Raw genomic sequence first — 22,001 nt, forward strand, 5'->3', positions numbered from 1 at the left:
CACCCACCGCATCACCAGATCCGTCCGTCACACCAGGGGGTTCCGTGTCCAGCTGCCAGGTCTGCTCGCTCAAGGCCAGCCATCCGGGAGTGGTGATCGACGACCAGGGGGTGTGCAACCTGTGCAACCTGGACTTCGCCGAGGACCTGCTCGTCAACTACCGCTACACCAGCGAGGTGTTCACCGAGTTCCAGCAGGCGCCGCCCGGCACCGGCGAGTACGACTGCCTGTTCATGTACAGCGGCGGCAAGGACAGCACGTACATGCTGGACAAGTTCGTCAACGAGTACGGCAAGCGGGTGCTGGCCTTCACCTTCGACGTGCCCTTCGAGAGCGTGCACGCCGCCCAGAACATCGCGCTGGCCCGGGAGAAGATCCCGGCGACGTTCTTCCTCGACGCCGACGACGACAACATCAAGCTGATGATGCGCGAGGTGTTCAACCGTCCCGCGCCGAAGAAGCCCGGCAAGTACCTGGACGAGAAGCTGCCCTGCGTCTCCTGCCGGACCTTCTTCGTGCTGCGCGCGATCCTCATGGCCTACCGGCAGAAGATCCCCTACATCGCGCTGTGCGCCGACCCGCAGCAGATCCTCACCATGGAGTCCAACGTCCGGGAGATCGTGCGCGGCTTCTACAAGACGTTCGGCGAGCGGCTCACCGACACGCTCTTCGGCGGGCAGCTGGAGGAGCTCCTCTTCGACGACGACGAGAACCTGCCGAAGATCGTCTTCCCGTTCATCGCCATGCGGCACGAGTACGACCCGGACCGCATCGTCGAGGAACTGCGCGCCAAGGGCCTGTACGCGTCCTCGCCGCTGGAGACCCACTGCACGCTCTTCCCGCTGCTGAACTACTACTCGTACACGAACTTCGACTGCATGTTCTACAAGCTCAACGCGGCCAGCCACGTGCGGTCCGTCAAGCGCAACGCCTCCTACGACCGCAACACCTTCAGCATCAAGTTCCCGCGCTCGCTCGATCTCGCCGACGTGGAGGAGCGGCTCGGCAAGGTCGTCAAGGAAATCGCGGCGGGGGAGGGCGACCGCGACGAGCACGAGCGCAGCCTCGTCGACCTCTTCCAGCGCATGGACGCCTCCGAGGACGCCGCCCGCTTCGTCGCCCAGAGCTTCCTCGACATGCGGTCCGTCGCCGCCGACCTCGGCATACGGCTGAGCTGACACCCGAGCAGGAGAACCAGCACCATGACACTTTCCGATTCCGACGTCGCCATCATCGGCATGGCCTGCCGCTTCCCGGGCGCCGACTCCGTCGACCGCTTCTGGGACGTCCTCAGCGAAGGCCGCGAGACGCTGACCCGGTACACCGACGAGGAACTCCTCGCCGCCGGCGTGCCCGCCGCCCGGCTGGCCGACCCGCGCTATGTGAAGGCCGCCCAGACCATCCCCGGCACCGACCTGTTCGACTCCGAGCTGTTCCAGTTCACCCAGGACGAGGCCGAGATCCTCGACCCGCAGCACCGGGTCTTCCTGGAGTGCGCCCTGGAGGCCCTGGAGCGGGCCGGCTACGACCCCGAGCGCACCGACGCCCAGATCGGCGTCTACGCCGGCGCCGGCATGAACACCTACCTGCTGCACAACCTGGGCGAGCGCTACCGGGCCGCGTCCTCCGTGGACCACTACCGGCTGATGCTCGCCAACGACAAGGACTTCCTCGCCACCCGGGTGTCCTACAAGCTCAACCTGACCGGCCCCAGCGTCAACATCAACACCGCTTGTTCCACCTCGCTGGTCGCCGTGCACACCGCCTGCCTCGCGCTGCTCGGCGGCGAGTGCGACATGGCCCTGGTCGGCGCGGTCCACCTCAACCCGCCGGGCCAGGGCTACCAGTACCAGGAAGGCATGATCTTCTCGCCGGACGGCCACTGCCGCGCCTTCGACTCCGAGGCCCGCGGCACCGTGATCGGCAGCGGCGCCGGAGCGGTCGTCCTCAAGCGGCTTAAGGAGGCCCTCGCCGACGGCGACTGGATCCACGCCGTCATCAAGGGCTCCGCCATCAACAACGACGGCTCCGCCAAGACCGGTTACACCACGCCCAGCATCTCCGGGCAGGCCGCCGTCGTCGCCGACGCCCAGGACGTCGCCGACGTCGACCCGGACACCATCGGCTACGTCGAGGCGCACGGCACCGGCACCCCGCTCGGCGACCCCATCGAGGTCGCTGCGCTCACCGAGGCCTTCCGCGGCGGCACCGACCGCACCGGGTACTGCGCGCTCGGCTCGGTGAAGACCAACATCGGGCACCTGGACACGGCCGCCGGCATGGCGGGCCTGATCAAGACCGCGCTGATGCTGGAGCACCGCACCCTGGTGCCCAGCCTGCACTTCACCGGGCCCAACCCGGACATCGACTTCGCCGCCGGACCGTTCTTCGTCAACACCGAGAAGACCGAGTGGAAGAGCGGGACGGGCCCGCTGCGCGCCGGCGTCAGCTCCTTCGGCATCGGCGGTACGAACGCCCATGTGATCCTCCAGGAGGGCCCGGCCCGCGGTCAGGCCCCGCACGAGAGCCGCCCGGAGCTGCTGGTCCTCTCAGCCCGCTCCGAGGAAGCCCTCGATCAGGCCGCCGCCGCCCTGGCCCGCCATCTGCGGGCCCACCCCGGCCTCGACCCGGCCGCCGTCGCACAGACCCTCGGCCTCGGCCGCCGCGCCCACACCCACCGGCTGGCCCTGGTCGCCGGCAGCACCCGCTCCGCGGCCATGGCGCTCGCCCTCGGCGACGAGGAGCGCATCCGGCGCGGCGTGACCGGACGCGAGCCGAGCGCGCCCGTCCTCGTCCTGACCGGCACCGGCGCCGACCCGGACGGCACCGCCGAACTGTACGCGTCGGTGCCCGCCTACCGGGACGCCGCCGACGCCTGCGCCGCCGCCCTCGGGCGCTCCGGCGAGGCCGAGGCCCTCCTCGCCGAGGATGGCGCGGTCGCCGCCTGCTGCCACGAGTACGCCCTCGCCACCGCCCTCACCGCCTGGGGCGTCGCACCGGCTGGTCTCGCCGCCACCGGCACCGGCCTCGCCGCCGCCGCCGCCCTCGCCGAGGCCCTCCCGCTCGCCGACGCCCTCGCCCTGGCCCGGGGCACCGCCCCCGTCCGCGCCGTCCCGCCCCGGCTGCCCGTCGTATCGCCGCGCACCGGCCGCTGGATGACCGAGGAAGAGGGCCGCGCCCCCGCCGTCTGGACGAGCCCGGCCGACGCGACGGCCGCCCTGGACGCGCTGCTCGACGGCACCGGCCGGCACGCGGTCCGCCTCACTCCGCCGGACGACGAACCCGGCGGCCTCGCTCACCTGCTCACCCTCGCCGCCGACCAGTGGGTGCTCGGCGCCGGCCTCGACTTCGCCGCTGTGTACACCGGCCGGGACATCCGCCGGGTGCCCCTGCCCACCCACCGCTTCGAGCGACGGCGGCACTGGGTGGAGCCCGGCGACCACACCGCCCGGACCGAGGCGGCGCCGGCCGGGGACCGGCTGATCGCCCGCTTCGACCCGGCCGATCCCGAGCACAACGTCGAACTGATCCGGGACTACCTCACCGAGGCGGTCGGCAAGGTCCTCGGCGGCCGGCACCTCGCCGCCCCCGACACCAACCTCTTCGACCTCGGCCTGGACTCCCTGGTGCTCATCGAGGTCGTCGCCAAGCTCGGCGAGGAACTGGGGTTTGAAGTCCCGGCGGCCTCCTTCGTCGAGTTCCCCACCATCCGGTCCTTCGTGGACAACCTCGCCGAGCTCATGGGCCTCGCCCCCGGCACGGCCCCGGGCGGCCACGGCACCGCCCCCGCGCCGCGCACCTCCCGGCGGGCCCAGCGCGCGGCCGCCCGCCACACCGGCCAAGCCTGACCCCCCTCCCGGCGACGCCCCGGCCCTCGGTGGCCGACCGAAGACCTGTGAGAGAGAGCAACTGTGGACGACAAGCGAAAGCTGCTGCTGAGCCTGCTGGCCCGGGCCTCCGCCCCGGCCCCGGCGAGCGACGGGGTGGCGATCGTGGGCGTCGCCGGCCGCTACCCGCTGGCCGAGACGCCCGCCGAGCTGTGGGACAACCTGGCCGCGGGCCGGCACTGCATCCGTGAGGTGCCCGCCGACCGCTGGGACGCCGACGCCCACCACGACCCGGCGGGGGTGCGCGGCAGCTACAGCAAGTGGGCCGGATTCATCGACGACGTCGACAAGTTCGACCCGCTCTTCTTCCAGATATCACCGGCCGACGCCGAGGCGATGGACCCGCAGGAGCGGCTGTTCCTGCAGACCGCCGCAGCCGTCCTGGACGACGCCGGCCACCCGGCGGCCGAGCTGGCCGGCCGGGGCCCGGTCGGCGTCTTCGCCGGCGTCATGAACAACAACTACGAGTGGATGGGCGGCGAGGCCACCGCCCTCGGCGTCCGTACCGACGCGCACTCCAACCACTGGTCGATCGCCAACCGGGTCTCGTACACCTTCGACTTCACCGGACCGAGCCTCGCCGTCGACACCGCCTGCTCGGCCTCGCTCACCGCGATCCACCTGGCCTGCGAGAGCATCAGGTCGGGGGAGTGCCACACCGCGATCGCCGGCGGCGTCAACCTGATCCTGCACCCCATGCACCTGCGCATGCTGGCCGACCGAGGGATGATCTCGCGCGGTGACCGGCTCAGGAGCTTCGGTGCGGACGCGGACGGGTTCGTCGACGGCGAGGGGGTGGGCGCCGTACTGCTGCGGCCCCTGAAGGACGCGATCGCCGAAGGTGACCGCATCCTCGGCGTGATCCGCGGCTCCGCCATCAACGCGGGCGGCAAGACCGGCGGTTACACCGTGCCCAGCGCGGCCGCGCAGGCCGAGGTGATCCGCGCCGCCCTGCACCGCGCCCAGGCCGACCCGGCCACCGTCGGCTACGTGGAGGCCCACGGAACCGGCACCCCGCTCGGCGACCCCATCGAGATCGCCGGGCTCGTGGAGGCCTTCGGCGGGCGCATCGAGGCGGCCGAGCGGGCCGAGCGCCCGATGGTCGCCGTCGGCTCGGTGAAATCCAACATCGGCCACCTGGAGTCGGCGGCGGGTGTCGCGGGCCTGACCAAGGTGCTGTTCCAGCTGCGCCACCGTACGCTGGTGCCCTCGCTGAACTCCGCCCGGCGCAACCCCGGCATCGACTTCACCACCACGCCCTTCGAGGTGCAGCAGACCCTCCAGCCCTGGGCGCCCGCGGGGGACGACGACCTGCCGCTGCGCGCGGTCGTCAGCTCCTTCGGCGGGGGCGGCGCCAACGCCTGCCTGGTCGTAGAGGAGTACCGCACACCACCGGCCGAGCCCGTCGACCCGGACACCGACCAGCTCCTCGTTCTGTCCGCCAAGAGCGAGGACAGGCTGCGCGCGTACGCCGCCGACCTCGCCGCGTTCCTGCGCGGCAGCACGGGTGCGGATCCGTCGGGCGCCGGCCGGGACGCCCTGGGCGACGCCCAGCGGCTGTGCCTGCGCCTGGCCGCCGAAACCGTCGGTGTGGCCCCCGAGTACCTCGACCTCGGCACCGACCTCGCCGACTGCGGCTTCGGCATCCCCGAACGCGCCCGCTTCGAGGCGTCACTGACGGCGGAACTGGACGGCATCCTGCCACCGACGGTGACCACGGCACGCACCCTGGGCGCGGTGGCACAGGCGATCGCCGGGAACGCAGGCGCCACCGGACCGTCCGGAAACGGCTCCCCTTCCTCGGGCACGGTCGGCGCACCGGCGAGTGCCGGGGTTCCGGCAGTCACCCGCCCGGCCGCCGACGCCCCCCGCCTCGCCGACATAGCCCACACCCTCCGGTCCGGCCGTACCCCCTACGAGTTCCGGCTGGCCCTGGCCGTCGGGTCGGTGAGCGAGGCGGCCGCGCTGCTGGAGGGGTACGTCCAGGGGGAGGCCGACGCCCGGATCGGCACCGGCCGGGCCGCCCGGGCGCGGGTCGTGCTCGCCGGGGCCGAGGCCGACGCCCTGGAGGCGGCCCTGGCCCGGCGGGACTTGGTGGCGGTGGCCGAGCACTGGCTGGCCGGCGCCGACGTCGACTGGTCCCGTGTCACCCCCGCCGCGGCCCGCCGAACCGAGCTGCCGACGTACCCCTTCGCCCGCAAGCGCTACTGGATCCCCGAGCCCCCGGCCCGTACCGCCCCCGCACGGCCGCCCCGGTCCGAGGACGCGTCCGAAGAGCAACTCCCGGACCTCTACCGGCCCTTGTGGGTACGCGAGGACGCGCCCTCTCCCGGACCCGTCTTCCGAGCCGGCCGCGTCGTCGCTCTGGTCACCGGGGCCTCCGCCTGGCTCGCCGAGGCGATCTCGGCGCGCATTCCCGAGAGCCGTTTCGAGCAGGTCCGCATCGACGAACGCCCCCCGTCCGCCTGGCTGGGGCGGACCGACGGTGCCGACCTGGTGCTCCACCTCGGCGGCGTCGGCACCGGCATCGCCGAGGGCCTGGGCGCCGACCGGGCCGCCGGGCAGCTGCGCACCGGCTCCCTCTCCCTGTTCCACCTGGTCCGCTCGACCAGCGCCGCGCGCGTCGTCGTGGTCACCAGCGACGTCCACCCGGTCGCGGGCACCGCCGCCGCCAACCCCTTCGCCGCGGGCATGCACGGTCTGCTCCAGGTGGTGGCCAAGGAGCGCCCCGAACTCCGGGTCGGCGCCATCGACTTCGCCTCGGCCGACCTCACGGGCGAGGGCGCGTCCGCCACCCTGGCCGACGCGATCCTGGCCGCGCCCGCCGACGCCACCGGCCGCACCGTGGCCCTGCGCGGCGGGGTCCGCTACGTCCGCCGCCTCGGCCGCGTCACCCTGCCCGCGCCCGGCCCCGTCTTCCGGGACGGCGGCGTCTACCTGCTCATCGGCGGCACCGGCGGCATCGCCCAGGAACTCAGCCGCCACCTCGCCGAGCGCCACCGGGCCCGGCTGGTGTGGTTCAGCCGTGGCGACCTCGGGGCCGGACAGCGCGCCGCCGCCGAGGAGATCCGTGCCCTCGGCGGCAACGTCGCCCACGTCCGCGGCGACGCCTGCGACAGCGCCGACCTCGCCGCCGCCGTCGCCGAGGCGCACCGCCGCTTCGGCGCCCTGCACGGGGTCGTGCACGCCGCGATGGTGTTCGACAACCACGCCCTCGCCGACCTAGATGAGGAGACCTTCGCCGCCGCAACCCGCGTCAAGACCGAGGGCGCCGCCGCGCTCGCCGCCGCCGTCGACGGCCAGGACCTCGACTTCCTGGTCTACTTCTCCTCCGCCGGCTCCTTCGGCAGCTTCGCCGGCAACGGCGCCTACATCTGCGCCTCCGCCACCGAGGACGCCTACGCGCTGTTCCTGCGCGACCGGCTGCCGTATCCGGTGACCGTCGTCAACCAGGGCTACTGGGGCATGGTCGGCTCCGGCGCCCAGCCCGGCCTCGCCGACATCTTCGCCGGGCTCGGCATCCAGGGCTTCAGCCCCGCCGCGGGCATCGCTGCCGTCCACCGCATCCTCGGCAGCGGGCTGCCGCAGGTCATGCCGATCCGCGCCGGGCGCCGGGCCCTGGAGGCCATGGGCCATAACCCGGCCCTGGACGGCGAGGTCCTCGGCGGCGGCCACCCGGCCACCCTGGCCGCCGCGGCCGTACACCTCGGCACCGGTACCGCCGCCGCCCCGGCCGCCCGCCGCGTCCTGACCGGATACGAGGAGCTGGAGGCCGTCTCCGCGCCCATGCTGCTCGGCGTCTACCAGCGCATGGGAGCCTTCCGGTGCTCCGGCGAACGGCACGGCGCCGAGGAGCTGCGCGGCCGCCTCGGCATCCTCGACCGCTTCCGGCGGCTGCACGAGGCACTGCTCAACATCCTGGCCGGGGCCGGGTTCCTGACCCGCGACGGCGACCTGGTCACCACCACCCCGCCGGTCGACGGCGTCGACGCGGACGAGCACTCCGGCCGCTGGGAGGCGGAGTTCGACCGGATCGCGGCGGCCTACCCGGACATCGAGCCGACGGTCACCCTCAACCGCCTGTTCCTTCAGGCGTACCCGCGCATCCTGCGCGGCGAGGTGGGCGCCACCGAGATCATGTTCCCCGGCTCCTCGATGAAGCTGGTGCAGAACTTCTACAAGGGCAACCCGCTCACCGACTCCTTCAACCTCCTGGTCCGCGACACGGTCCGCCACTTCCTGGACCTGCGCCTGCCGCAGCTGCCGCCGGGCCGCACGGTCGAGGTCGTGGAACTGGGCGCCGGCACCGGCGCCACCAGCGAACGGGTGCTGCCCGCGCTGGCCGCGCACCCGGGACGCGTCGGGTACACCTTCACCGACATCTCGCCGCGCTTCCTGGAGCACGGCCGGGAACGCTTCGCCGGACGCTACGACTTCGCCCGCTTTCAGGTGCTCAACCTCGAACGCGGCCTGGCGGAACAGGGGTTCGAGCCCGCCTGCGCAGACCTCGTCGTCGCCACCAACGTCGTGCACGCCACCAGCGACCTGCGGGCCACCCTGCGCAAGGCCAAGGCGTTGCTGCGGCCCGGCGGCTGGCTGGTGCTCAACGAGCTGACCTCCGTGCGGCCGTTGCTGACCATCGGCGGCGGTGTCCTGGAGGGCTGGTGGGCCTTCGAGGACGGCCACCTGCGCATGCCCGACTCCCCGCTCGCCTCCGCGGAGGGCTGGACCCGGCTCCTGCACGAGGAGGGATACGCCCCAGTCCACGCGCTGGGCGCGGGCGACCCGGCACTGGGCCAGACCGTCCTGGTGGCGGAGAGCGACGGGGTCCTGCTGAGCGCGGCCGTGCCCACGGCAGGCCCGGTCACCGCCACCGCGTCCGCCTCCGGCCCCTCGGGTGCGGCCACCTCCACCGACGCCCTCACCGAGCGCCTGCGCGACCTCGTCGAACGGGTGCTCAAGCTGGACGAGCGCATCGATCCCGGCCGCCCACTGGCCGACTACGGCTTCGACTCCCTCAGCGGCATGAAGATCGTCGCCGCCGTGGACGAGGAGTTCGGTGTCGCCGTACCGCTCGGCGACTTCTTCGAGCAGCCGACCCTGCGCGAGCTGGCCGCCCACCTGGCCGCCAACTGGCTCGCCGGAGTGGTGGCCGGGCCCGCCCGGCCCGAAGCGCCCGGCACACCCGCCCCGGCGCCCACCACACCTGCCCCGGCCACCGCTTCGGCCATGTCCCCGGCCACCGAGGCCGCGGCCCGCGTCCTGCGCCCGCGGACCGACGGCGAGGAGAGCCGCCACCCCTTGTCCGAGGGCCAGCGCGCCCTCTGGGTAATCGAACAGATCGCGCCCGGTACCTACGCCTACAACCTGCCCCTCGCCCTCTGGCTCGACCGCGGCCTCGACGTGCTCGCCCTGCGGGCCGTCCTGCAGGACCTGGTCGACCGGCACGCCGAGCTGCGGGCCACCGTCCACGTCGGCGACGAGGGGCCGTACGCCCGGATCGCGACCGAGCCCGAACTCCCCTTCCAGCAGGTCTTCCTGACCGCCAGAAGCGACGCCGAGCTGCGCGACCGGATACGCGCCGACCTGCGCCGTCCCTTCGAGCTCGCCGCCGGCCCCCTCGTCCGGGCCACCCTCTACACCCTGGGTGACGGCCGCAACGCGCTGCTGCTGACCTTCCACCACCTGGTCTTCGACGGCGTCTCCATCGCCCTGCTCCTGCGCGAGCTGGAATGCGGCTACCGCGCGCTTCTCGCGGGCCGTGCGCTCCCCGCCGAGCGCCCTGCCCGCAGCTACGCCGACTTCACCACCTGGCAGCGCGAGCTGCTCGCCGGTGCCGAAGGCCGGCGGCTGCGCGCGTACTGGACCGAGCGGCTGCGCGGGCGCAGGACCACCGTGCCGCTGCCGCTGGACCGGCCCCGCCCGGCCGTGCCCGACTTCCACGGGGCGAGCCTGGACGGGCACATTCCCGCCGCGGTCGCCGACCGGGCCCGCGTGCTCGCCGGCACCGAGCAGACCTCCCTGTTCGGGGTCGTCCTCGCCGCCTGGTTCACGCTGCTGCACCGCTACAGCGACCAGGCCGACATCGCCGTGGGCACGCCGACGGCCGGACGCCCGGCGAGCGGCTTCGACGACACGCTCGGCTACTTCATGAACATGGTGGTGCTGGCCGAACGCGTCGACGGCGCCGAGGAGTTCCGCACCCTGGTCCGCCGCGTCCACCGCACCGTGCTGGACGCCCTGGAACACAGCGCGTACCCGCTGATCACCCTGGCCGACGACCTCCGCCGCGCCGACCCCGAGGCCGGTACCCCCTTCAACGTCGCCTTCTACTTCCAGAACTGGACCCGCACCGCCCGCCGCGACGCGTCCGGCGACGCCGTGGTGCTCGGCCCGGTCGAAGGAGTGCACCAGGAGGGCGAGTTCGACCTGACCCTGGAGGTCGTCGAGCAGGAGCAGGGCTGCCGCTACACGCTCAAGTACGACCCCGGCCTCTTCGACGAGGAGACCGTGGCCCGCCTCGGTGCCCACTTCACCACCCTCCTCGCCGCCGCCGTCGAAGGCCCCGGCACCCCGGTGGCCGACCTGGAGCTGCTCACCGAGGACGAGCGGGCCCGGCTCACCCCGCCCGCCCCCGCCGACTACCCGGCCGACACCCTGGTCTGGGATCTGGTACGACGGCAGGCCGGCGCCCGGCCCGACGCGGTCGCGGTCCGCCACGCCGGCACCGGACTGACGTACCGCACGCTCGTGGAGCGCGTGGAAGCCCTCGCCACCCGGCTGACCGCCGCCGGAGCGGGCCGTGGCCGCACCGTCGGCGTGCTGCTGCCGCGCGACCAGGACCTGCCGGTGGCGCTCCTCGCCGTCCAGGCAGCCGGCGCTGCCTACGTACCGCTCGACCCCGCCTACCCGCAGGACCGGCTCGCCTACATGGCCGAGGACTCCGGGCTGCACCTGCTGCTCACCCACTCCGGCTCCGGCGTCACCCTCCCCGGCGTGCCCCGGCTGGTCGTGGACACCTCCGAGCAGCCGTCGGCCCTGCCCTCGCCCGGTCCGGCCGGCTCGTCCGACGCCGCGTACGTCATCTACACCTCCGGCTCCACCGGCCGTCCCAAGGGCGTCCGGGTGCCGCACCGCGCGCTGACCAACTTCCTGTGGTCGATGGCCCGCGAGCCCGGCTTCGGACCCGGCGACACCCTGCTGGCCCTCACCACCGTCTGCTTCGACATCTCCGGCCTTGAGCTGTACCTGCCGCTGGTCACCGGCGGCACGGTGGAGGTGCTCGCCGCCGAGGACGCCCGCGACGGGCTGCGGCTGCGCGAGGCCATGGAACGTGCCCGACCCACCGTCGTGCAGGCCACCCCGGCCACCTGGAGCATGCTGCTGGCCGCCGGCTGGCAGGGCGACCCCGCGCTAAAGGTGCTGTGCGGCGGCGAGGCGCTGCCCGCCGACCTGGCGGAGGCGCTCCTCGCGGGCAACGGGCAGGTGTGGAACCTCTACGGCCCCACCGAGACCACCATCTGGTCCGCGGCGAGCCGCCTCACCCCGGGCGGCCGGGTCACCCTGGGCGCCCCGATCGCCAACACCGCGCTCCACGTCCTCGACAGCGCCCGCCGGCCCGTCCCCACCGCCGTCGCCGGGGAGCTGTACATCGGCGGCGACGGCGTGGCCGACGGCTACCTCGGCCGCCCCGAACTGACCGCAGAGCGCTTCCTGCCCGACCCGTTCGCGGCGCGGGCCGAGGCCCGCATGTACCGCACGGGCGACCTCGTACGACGGCTCGCCGACGGCACGATCGAGTACCTCGGCCGGCTCGACTCCCAGGTCAAGGTGCGCGGCTACCGGGTCGAGCTGGAGGAGATCGAGGCGACCCTGCGCCGCCTCGACGGCGTCCGCGAGGCCGTCGTCGTGGCCCGGGGACAGTCAGCGGGCTCGCACACCCTGCTCGCCTGCTACGTCCTGGAGGACGGCGCGGCCGAGCCGGACCGCGAACGGCTTGCGGCCTGGTTGCCGGACCATATGGTGCCCGACGTCCTGGTCCGGATGACCGGCTTCCCGCGCACCCTGAACGGGAAGACCGACCGCACCACCCTGGCCGCGCTGCCCCTGGCCGACCTGCGCGCCCGCTTCGGCGCCGGATCCGCGCCCACGGCCCGCACCACCGCCCCGGCAGAGGCCACCGGCGGCCGCACGCAGGCCCTCGTCGCCGAGCTGGCCCGCATAGTCGCCGACCTGGTGGACCTGCGCCCCGAGGACATCGGCGCGCACACGCCGCTCGGCGAGACCGGCATGAACTCCGTGAGCTTCACCTCGCTCAGCGCCAAGCTGCGCAAGACGTACGGCATCACCGAGTACCCGACCCTCTTCTACCGCCGCGGCACCCTGCACGCGCTCGCCGAGCACCTGTGGGAGCATCATGCGGCCACGCTGACGGCCCACTTCGGAACGGCCCCACAGGCATCACCCCTCACCGGACAGGCCGCCCCCGCCGGATCGGAGACTTCGGCGGCTCCCGCTGGGGCCGGGGCTTCGTCGGCTCCAGATGGGCCCGAGACCCCGGAAGCCCCCGCCGGCCGTGAGGTCGCCGTCATCGGTATGGCCGGGCGGCTGCCCGGCTCCCTGGACCTCAGGGAGTTCTGGAACCACCTCGCCGCCGGGGACGACCTGGTGGGCGAAATCCCCGCCGACCGCTGGGACTGGCGCGAACACCCGCGCTCCCGCTCCCGCTGGGGCGGCTTCGCCCCGGACGTGGACCGGTTCGACGCCGCGTTCTTCGGCATCTCACCCCGGGAGGCCGAACTGATGGACCCGCAGCAGCGGTTGCTGCTCGAAACCGTCTGGCAGGCCGTCGAGGACGCCGGGTACCGTCCCTCCGAGCTGGCCGGGAAGAGGGTCGGCGTGTTCATCGCCGTCACCAACTCCGACTACCACGAGGTGCAGCGGGCCGCCGGACGCGCCAGCGAGGGCCACACCCTCACCGGTGCCGCCCTGTCGATCGTCCCGAACCGGGTGTCGTACCTGCTGGACCTGCGCGGTCCCAGCATCGCCATCGACACCGCCTGCTCCGGCTCCCTCACCGCCGTCCACCAGGCCTGCGCCGCCCTCCGCGACGGCACCTGCGACCTGGCCATCGCGGGTGGCGTCAGTCTGATCCTGGCCCCGGGTGTCTACGAGGCCCTCAGCCAGGGCGAGATGCTCAGCCCCGACGGCCGCTGCAAGGCCTTCGACAGCCGTGCCGACGGCTATGTCCGCGGCGAGGGCGCGGGCGTCGTCCTGCTCAAGCCGCACGAGCGGGCCGAGCGCGACGGCGACGCCGTACACGCCGTGATCAAGGCTGTCGCGCTCAACCACGGCGGCCGGACCACCTCGCTCACCGCCCCCAACCCCGACGCCCAGGCCGACCTGTTGGTCGAGGCCTACCGGGCCGCTGGCGTCCACCCGGACACCGTCGGCTACATCGAGGCGCACGGCACCGGCACCGCCCTGGGCGACCCGATCGAGACCACCGGCCTGAGCACCGCCTTCCGGCGGCTGCGGGCGGGGCGGAACGCGCCCGGCGGGTCCGCGCCCTGCGCCATCGGTTCGGTCAAGACGAACATCGGCCACCTGGAGGCCGCCGCCGGTATCGCCGGACTCTTCAAGGTGGTCCTGTCGATGCGGCACGGCACCATCCCGGCCAGCCTGCACTTCCGCGAGCAGAACCCCTACCTGGAACTCGACGGCGGCCCCTTCGAGGTCGCCGCCACCGCCCGGCCCTGGCCCCGTCCCCAGGACGCCCACGGAGCCGAGCTGCCCCGCCGCGCCGGCGTCAGCTCCTTCGGCTTCGGAGGGGCGGGCGCGCACATCGTGCTGGAGGAACCACCCATGCCGGACACCCGTGACGAGCCCGCGACCCAGCAGGTCTTCGTACTCTCGGCCCGCGACGGCGAGGCGCTCAGGCGCTCGGCCGCCCGGCTCGCCGACCACCTCGGGCGCCAGGACGTCCCGGCCGCGGACCTCGCCCACACCCTGCAGACGGGCCGGGAGCCGATGCCGCACCGGCTCGCCGTCGTCGCAGACGGCACCGCGGCCCTGCGGGCCGAGCTCACCGCGTACCTGGCCGGCCGCCCTTCCGCCGTCCGCACCGCAGAGGTGACGGCCGCTCAGACGGGTGATCCCGTCTCCCCGGACCGGCGCGACCTCCATGCTCTGGCCACCGCCTGGCTGCACGGCACCGACGTCGACTGGCGGACCCTGCACGAGGGCGCCGCCCGGCGCCGCGTTCACCTGCCCGCCTACCCGTTCGCCGGTCCCCGGCACTGGGTCGCTCCTGGCGAGCACCCCGCCGCGCCCGGCCCCCGTCTGCACCCCACCCTCCTGGACGCCAACGTCTCCACCTTCGGCGAGCAGCGGTTCGCCAAGACGCTGACGGGCGAGGAGTTCTTCTTGCGGGACCACGTCGTCGGCGGCGACCTGGTACTGCCCGGCGTGGCCTACCTGGAGATGGGCCGCCTAGCGGGAGAACTCGCCGCCGGAGGAGCCCCGGTGCGCGGCGTCGACGACCTGGTGTGGGCGGCGCCGGTCCGGCTCGCCTCCGGCCGCACCGGGCAGCCGCTGCTGGTCCGCGTCACCGGCGACCGCTCCTGCGCCGCCTTCGAGGTGCGCGGCACCGCAGAGGACGCGCCGGTCCACGCCAGCGGCACCCTGCGGTTCGACGACTCCGGTGCCCGGCCGGCCCCCATCGTCCCGGCGGACGTACGCGCCCGCTGCACCCGCGTCCAGGCGGGAGCCGACTGCTACGACGGTTTCGTCCGGCTCGGCTTCGCCTACGGCCCCGCCTTCCGGGTGATCGAGGAGATCGCCGAGGGCCCCGGGGAGGCGCTGGCGACGCTGCGCCTGCCGGAGCCGCAGCGCGCGGACGCCGGTACGTACGCCTTCCACCCTTCGCTGCTGGACGCCGCCCTGCAGACCGCCGGCCGGCTCGTCCCCGGCGCCGGGGACCCGGCGGGCCCGGCGCCGTACCTGCCGTTCTCCCTGGGCTCGGTCCGGCTGTACGCCCCCCTGCCCGAGCGGGGTTACGCGTACGCCACCCCGGCCCGACGCCCCGCCGCGGCGGGTTCCCCCGCCTTCGACGTCGCCCTGCTCGACGAGGACGGGCAGGTGGCCGCCACGCTGGAGTCCTTCACCCTGAGGGCGCTGCGCCCGACGGACGCCACGCGGGCAACGGACACTGCGCCCGCGTCTGGGATGCATGCCGTGCCCGCGACGCACACCGCGCCCGACGCCGACGCCGTCCACGCCTTCGAGCCCGTATGGCAGGCCTCGCCCGCTGCCCCGCACGGCCAACTCCCCTCCGCCGCACGGGTTCTGCTGCTCGACCTCGCCTCCGCCGACGCCACCGACGTGGCCGCCGCCCTCACGGCGACGGGTGCCGAGGTCCGCCGTGTCCCGCTCGGCACCGGCTTCGACGCCGAGGCAGCCGTCCGCGCCGCCGGAGCCGGACCCGTCCACGTCGTCCACCTGGCCGGTGGCGACCGCACCGCCCGGGACGCCGTGGAGCACGGCTTCCACGCGGCCCTGGCCTTCCTGCGGGCCTGGCAGCGCGAGCGCCGCGACGCGCTGCGCTACCTGTACGTCCACCCCGAGCCGGCCCCGTCGCCCGCCCAGCCGGCGATGGCCGCCTTCGCCCGCACTGTGCGTCTGGAGCACCCGTCGGTCGCCCTCGGCGTCCTGGCCCTCGCCCCGAGCCGCCCGTTCGCCGAGGCCGTCGTAGCCGAACTCGGCACGGACGGCGGCCCCGAGGTGCGCACGGGCGCGGAGGGCCGGGCTCGCCGTGCCTGGCGGCAGGTGACGCTCCCGGCCGCGCCGGGCGCCGCGTTCACCGGCGCCGGCGCGCACATCGTCACCGGCGGCACCGGTGCCCTGGGCCTGCTCGTCGCCGAGCACATCGCCGCCGCACGGCGGGCCGCGGGCGTCACCGGCGGCGGCATCGTGCTCGCCGCCCGCACCGCCCCGGGTCCCGAGGCCCGGGCTCGCGCCGACGCGCTCGGCGCCCGGGTGGTGCTCGCCGACGTCGCCGACCCGGCCGCCGTTCGGGACCTGGTGGCCGAGGCCCACCGGGCGCACGGCTCGGTCAGCGGCGTCGTGCACGCGGTCGGCGTCCTCAGGGACGGGCTCATACGCACCAAGCAGCGTGCGGACGCGGACGCCGTCCTCGCCGCCAAGGTGCACGGCACCGTGCTGCTCGACGAGGCGACGGCGGACGAACCGCTGGACTACTTCGTCGCGTTCTCCTCGGCGGCCGCGGCCTTCGGCAACGCCGGCCAGAGCGACTACGCCTTCGCCAACGCCTTCCTCGACCACTTCGCCGAGGAGCGCGAGCGGCGCCGCCGGGGAGGCACCCGGCACGGTCGCACCCTCGCGGCCGCCTGGCCGGTCTGGGCCGACGGGGGGATGCGCGTCGACGCTGACGCCGAGGCCTACATGGAGCGTGCGCTCGGCATGCGTCCGCTGCGCACCACCCCCGCCCTGCGAGCTCTGGACCGCGCCCTCGCCCACACCGCGCCGCGCCTGCTCCTGGCCGCCGGCGACCCCGACCGCATCCTGCAGGCCCTCGAAGGCGCCGAGTCGCGCAAGGACGAGTTCGCCACCGCCGCACCCGGGGTGCACGAACGCGCCGAGGAACTGGTCCTGCGGCTGCTCGCCGAGGAACTGAAGCTCCCGGAGGCGGAGATCGCCGTCACCGAGCCCTTCGACCGGTACGGTGTGGACTCGCTCATCACCATGAGCCTCATCCGCCGCCTGGAGGAACACGTCGGCCCGTTGTCGAAGACCCTGCTCTTCGAGTATGTGACCGCACGCGACCTCGCCGGCCACCTGGCCGGGGCCCACCCCGGCGCGTTCCCGGCCGCCGAGCCGGTCGCGCCCGCCCCCGCGGCCGCAGTGCTTCCGGTGAAACCGGCCGAGCCGGTCGCGCCCGCCCCGCAGGACGCCGCCATCGCCGTCATCGGCGTCGCGGGCCGCTACCCCCAGGCCGGCGACGTCAGCGAGTTCTGGCGCAACCTGCGCGCCGGCCGCGACAGCGTCGGCGAGGTTCCCGCCGACCGCTGGGACCACGGCCTGTTCTACGACCCGGACAAGTCCGCCACCGGCAAGACCTATGGCAAGTGGGGCGGCTTCGTACCCGGCGCCGACCGCTTCGACCCGCTGTTCTTCCGGATGTCGCAGATCGAGGCGGAGCACACCGACCCGCAGGAGCGGGTGTTCCTGGAGACCGTCTGGCATCTGCTGGAGGACGCCGGATACACCCGCGAGCAGCTGCGCGGCGCCCGCACCGGCGTGTTCGTCGGCATGATGTACGGCCACTACCAGCTGTACGGCGTCCAGGAGGCGCTGCGCGGCGAGGGCTTCGCGACCTCCTCGTCGTACGCCTCGGTGGCCAACCGGGTGTCGTACTTCTTCGACTTCACCGGCCCCAGCGTCGGCCTGGACACCATGTGCTCCTCGTCGCTGGTCACCATCCACCAGGCCTGCCTCGCCATCCGCAACGGTGACTGCGACGTCGCCGTGGCCGGCGGGGTCAACATCTCCAGCCACCCGGTGAAGTTCCTCCAGCTCGCCCAGCGCGGCTTCCTCGCCGAGGACGGGCGCTGCCGCAGCTTCGGCGAGGGCGGCACCGGGTACGTGCCCGCCGAGGGCTCCGGCGCCGTCCTGCTCAAGCGCCTGGACGCGGCCCTTGCCGACGGCGACCGGATCCTCGCCGTGGTCAAGGCGTCCGCCGTCAACCACGGCGGCGCGGGCGCCGGTTACAGCGTCCCCAATCCCAAGGCCCAGGGCGACCTGGTGCGTACGGCGCTGGAACGCGCCGGGCTCGCGCCCGCCGACCTCGACTACCTGGAGGCGCACGGCACCGGCACCGCGCTCGGCGACCCGGTGGAGATCACCGGCATGCTGCGGGCCTTCGGCGAGGAGGCGCCCGAGCGGCTGCCCATCGGCTCGGTCAAGTCCAACATCGGGCACGCCGAGTCGGCCGCCGGCATCGCCGCGATCACCAAGGTGCTGCTCCAGATGCGGCACGGCGAGCTGGCGCCGTCCCTGCACGCGGACCGCCTCAACCCGAACATCGACTTCACGACGACCCCGTTCGAGGTCCAGCGCGAGCGGGCGCCCTGGCCCCGCCGCGTCTCGGCGGACGGCACGGTACGGCCGAGGACGGCGGGCGTGAGCTCCTTCGGCGCGGGCGGCACGAACGCCCACATCATCCTGCAGGAGTACGTCGGCAAGGGCGCCGCTGCCGGGGCCGCCCCGGCCGGTCCCCAGCTGGCGGTGCTCTCCGCGCGGGACGCCAGCCGACTGGCCGCGCAGGCCCGGCGGCTCGCAGGGCACCTGCGCGCGGAGGAGGGCACCGCGACCCCCGCGCAGGTCGCCTGGACCTTGCAGACGGGCCGGGAGGCGATGGCCCACCGGCTGGCCGTGCTTTTCCACGACCTGCCCGAACTGTGCGCCCTCCTGGACGAGTTCGCCGCGGGCGGGACCCCGGTCGGCAGCTGGACCGGCATGGTCGACCCGCGCCGTCCCGCTGCGGCCGAGCGGCTCCCCGCCGACCCCGCCGCGTACGCCACCGCCTGGACCGGCGGACAGCAGGTCGACTGGCCCGCCCTGCACGCTGGCGGCAGGCCCACCCGGGTGGCGCTGCCCGGCTACCCCTTCGACGGCGACCGCGTCTGGCTGGCAGCGGCGGACGCCGAACTGGCCGCACTCGGCGCCGGACGGGACGCCTCCGGTGCAGGCCACGGCGCGTCCCGTGCCGGCCACAGCACCCGCACCGCCGGCCACAGCGCCCTCGACGCCGGGCGCGACCCCGAGGGGCTGCTGCTGACCCGGCAGTGGCTCCCTGCCCCGCCCGCGCCCCATACGGCTCCGCCCGCCCTGACCGCCGTACTCGCCGCACCCGGCACCGAGGCGCTGGCCGCCCGGCTTGCGGCGGCGCTGCCGGCCGCCGAGGTGCTCACCACCGACCGTATCAACGCCGAACTCACCGACGCCGACACCCGCTGGGACCGCTTCGACGCCGTCGTCGACCTGGCAGGCTGCACCGGACCCGCGCTGCCGCCCACGCACGCCGCGCTGCCCTCCTGGCTGCGCTGGCTTCAGCACCTGGTCGACCTCGGCCGCCGTGACCTGCGCGCCCTGCTCGTCTCGCGCGGCGCGCCCGCCCTCGGCGGAGCGGCCCGGGTGGGCCTGTACAGGATGCTGCAGAGCGAGTACCGCCACGTCCGCTCCCGTCATGTGGAGATCGACCGCGCCGCGGCCGACGAGCAGCTGTGCCGCTGGGTCGCCGAGGAACTGTCCGCCGACGGCGAACCCGCCGAGGTCGCCTACCGAGGGGGAGTGCGCCACCTGGCGACGCTCGCCGAGGTCCCGCCGGCACAGCGCGCCCGACTTCACTTCCCGGCGGACCACGTGCTGTGGGTGACCGGCGGCACCCGCGGCCTCGGGCTGCTCACCGCGCGCCACTTCGTCGCCCGGCACGGCGTGCGCAAGCTGGTCCTCACCGGCCGCGAGGAGCTGCCGCCGCGCGCCGAGTGGGCCGCACACATCGCCGAGGGCGGCCCGCTGGGCCGCAAGCTGCGCCCGCTCGCCGAACTGGCCGCCCGGGGCGTCGAACTTGAGGCCGTTGCCGTACCGTTGGACGAGAAGGAGGCGCTGGCCAAGGTCCTCGCCGACGTCAGACTGCGGCTCGGCCCTGTCGGCGGCGTGATCCACAGCGCGGGCTTCACCGACTTCGGGAACCCGGCGTTCGTCCGCAAGCCGCAGACCGGCGTCGCCCGTGTCCTCGCCCCGAAGGTGTTCGGCCTGGACGCCCTGCTGGAGTGCTTCCGCGACGAGCCGCTCGGCCTGTTCGTGCTGTACTCGTCGGTCGCCGCCGCCGTTCCCGCCCTCGCGGTCGGCCAGAGCGACTACGCCATGGCCAACGCCTACCTGGACGCGGTCGCCGAGGCCCGCCCGTACGGCCTGCCCCTGGTCAGCGTGCAGTGGCCGAGCTGGAAGGACACCGGCATGGGGGAGGCCCGCAGCGCCGCCTACCAGGCCTCCGGCCTTGCCTCGCTCACCGACGCACAAGGGCTGGCCCTGCTCGACCGCGCGCTGGAGAGCGGCGCCCGGGTCGTGATGCCCGTACTGCCGCGCCCCGGCGCCGGGTTCAGCGCCGAGCGCCTGACGGCACGACGCCTGGACACCCCGCCCGCCGCACCGGCCGGCAGGACCGCCGCACCGGCCGCCGCGCCGCGGCCGGTGGCCGGCACGGACGTGCGCGCCGCCGTCGAAGCGGTCGCCTCCTGGCTGCTCGACCGGCTCGCGGCGGAACTGCGCTTCGACCGCGCCAAGCTGGCCGGGGACGTCCCGGTCCACGATTACGGCATGGACTCGATCATGGTCTCCCAGCTCGTCCAGACCGTCGCCCAGCGCCTGGACGTCTCGGTCGACCCGTCGGCCCTGCTGGAACACCCGACGATGGACGGCTTCGCGGCGTACCTCGGCGAGGAGCACCGGACAGAGCTGCTCGCGGAGTTCGGCGGCACGGCACCCGAGGCTGAGGCACGGACGGAGTCGGCGGCCCCGGCACCCATCTGGTCCTTCGACGGACCCTCCGCCCCGCCCGTCGCCGTCCACCAGCAAGGCACCGCCTCCCACACCTCCGACCCGCGAGCGGGCGCCATAGCCGTGGTCGGCCTCTCCTGCCGCTTCCCCGACGCCGACTCCGCCGACGCCTACTGGGAGCTGCTGCGGGACGGCCGTACGGCTCTGCGCCCCGTCCCGTACTCCCGCTTCGGCCGCTCCCTCGGGTACCACGCCGGGCTGCTGCCGGAGGTGCTGCGGTTCGCGCCCGAGCGGTTCCTGCTGTCCGAGGCGGACGTCAAGGCGATGGACCCGCAGGCGTTGCTCCTGCTGGAGGAGGTCGACCGGGCCGTGCACCACGCCGGTTACCGCCCGGCGGATCTCAAGGGCCGCAGGGTCGGCGTGTACGTCGGCGGCCGGGCCACCCACACCCCCGACCCGGTGGCCCTGGAGCGGGCCAGGAACCCGGTCGTGGTCACCGGCCAGAACTACCTCGCGGCCAACATCTCCCAGTTCTTCGACTTCCAGGGCCCGAGCCTGGTGGTGGACACCGCCTGTTCCTCCGCCCTGGTGGCGATGGACATGGCCGTACAGGCACTGCGCGCGGGATCCGTCGAGTCGGCCGTCGTCGCCGGTGTGAGCCTGCTCGCGGACGACAGGGCGCACCGGGTGTTCGGGCAGCGCGGGCTGCTCAACCCCGGCCCGGAGTTCCACGCGTTCGACGGCCGGGCGGCCGGCCTGGTGCTCGGTGAGGGCGTCGGCGTCGTCGTCCTCAAGCCGCTGGCCCGGGCCCAGGAGGACGGTGACCGGGTGCTCGCCGTACTGGAGGGCATCGCGGTCAACAACGACGGCCGCACCGCCGGACCCGCCACCCCCAACCTGCGGGCACAGAAGGACGTGATGGCCGAGGCGCTGGCGCTCAGCGGCCGCGCGCCGCAGGACATCGGCTGGGTGGAGACCAACGCCTCCGGCTCGGCCGTCACCGACCTGCTCGAACTGAAGGCGATCGAGGGTGTCTACGGCTCCGGCCCGGCCCGTTCGACGCGGCTCGCGCTCGGATCGGTGAAGCCGAACATCGGTCATCCGCTGGCCGCGGAGGGCATCGCCGCGTTCATCAAGGTCGTCCTGATGCTGCACCACCGGCAGCAGGTGCCGTTCCGTTCCGGACAGCAGCCCCTGCCGCACTTCGACCTGGAGGCCTCCGCGATGTACTTCCCGAGGGAGCCCCTGCCCTGGCCGGCGGGCGCGGAGCGGGCCGCGCTCAACTGCTTCGCCGACGGCGGCACCAACGCACACCTGCTGCTCGCCCCGGCCCCGGCGGACCACCGCGCCGCCCGGGCGCCGCTGCCACGGCCCCCGCTGGAGCACACGGTCGTCATCCGGGGCACCGCCGCCGAGGCACCCGGCGCACCAGCCCAGCCGGCGGCGGCCGGCCTGTTCTGGGACACCTACCGATGACCGCGGCAGGCGGGACGCCCCCGACGACCGAGACGCCTGCACGGCGCCTGCCCGTAGTCT

General features: G+C 74.4%; 3 protein-coding genes. All 3 read left to right on the top strand.

What is annotated here, in order from left to right:
* The first annotated feature begins 44 nt into the window (after positions 1–44).
* The 3 genes from KYY02_RS13030 to KYY02_RS13040 all read left to right on the top strand — a co-directional run bounded on the left by KYY02_RS13030 (position 45) and on the right by KYY02_RS13040 (position 21,941).
* Complete coding sequence (locus tag KYY02_RS13030) at positions 45–1,178, top strand: adenine nucleotide alpha hydrolase family protein (RefSeq protein ID WP_371238071.1); 1,134 nt, start codon at positions 45–47, stop codon at positions 1,176–1,178.
* A 24-nt stretch (positions 1,179–1,202) separates the two neighbouring features.
* Positions 1,203–3,848, top strand: a complete 2,646-nt coding sequence (locus tag KYY02_RS13035) for a type I polyketide synthase (RefSeq protein WP_371238072.1) — start codon at positions 1,203–1,205, stop codon at positions 3,846–3,848.
* A 63-nt stretch (positions 3,849–3,911) separates the two neighbouring features.
* The gene (locus KYY02_RS13040) at positions 3,912–21,941 is read left to right on the top strand and encodes a non-ribosomal peptide synthetase (protein WP_371238073.1); all 18,030 of its coding nucleotides are present in this window, start codon (positions 3,912–3,914) and stop codon (positions 21,939–21,941) included.
* Positions 21,942–22,001: the final 60 nt, after the last annotated feature.

Origin of the sequence: Streptomyces pimonensis (genome assembly GCF_041380215.1) — a bacterium.
Taxonomy (GTDB): Bacteria; Actinomycetota; Actinomycetes; order Streptomycetales; family Streptomycetaceae; genus Streptomyces; species Streptomyces pimonensis.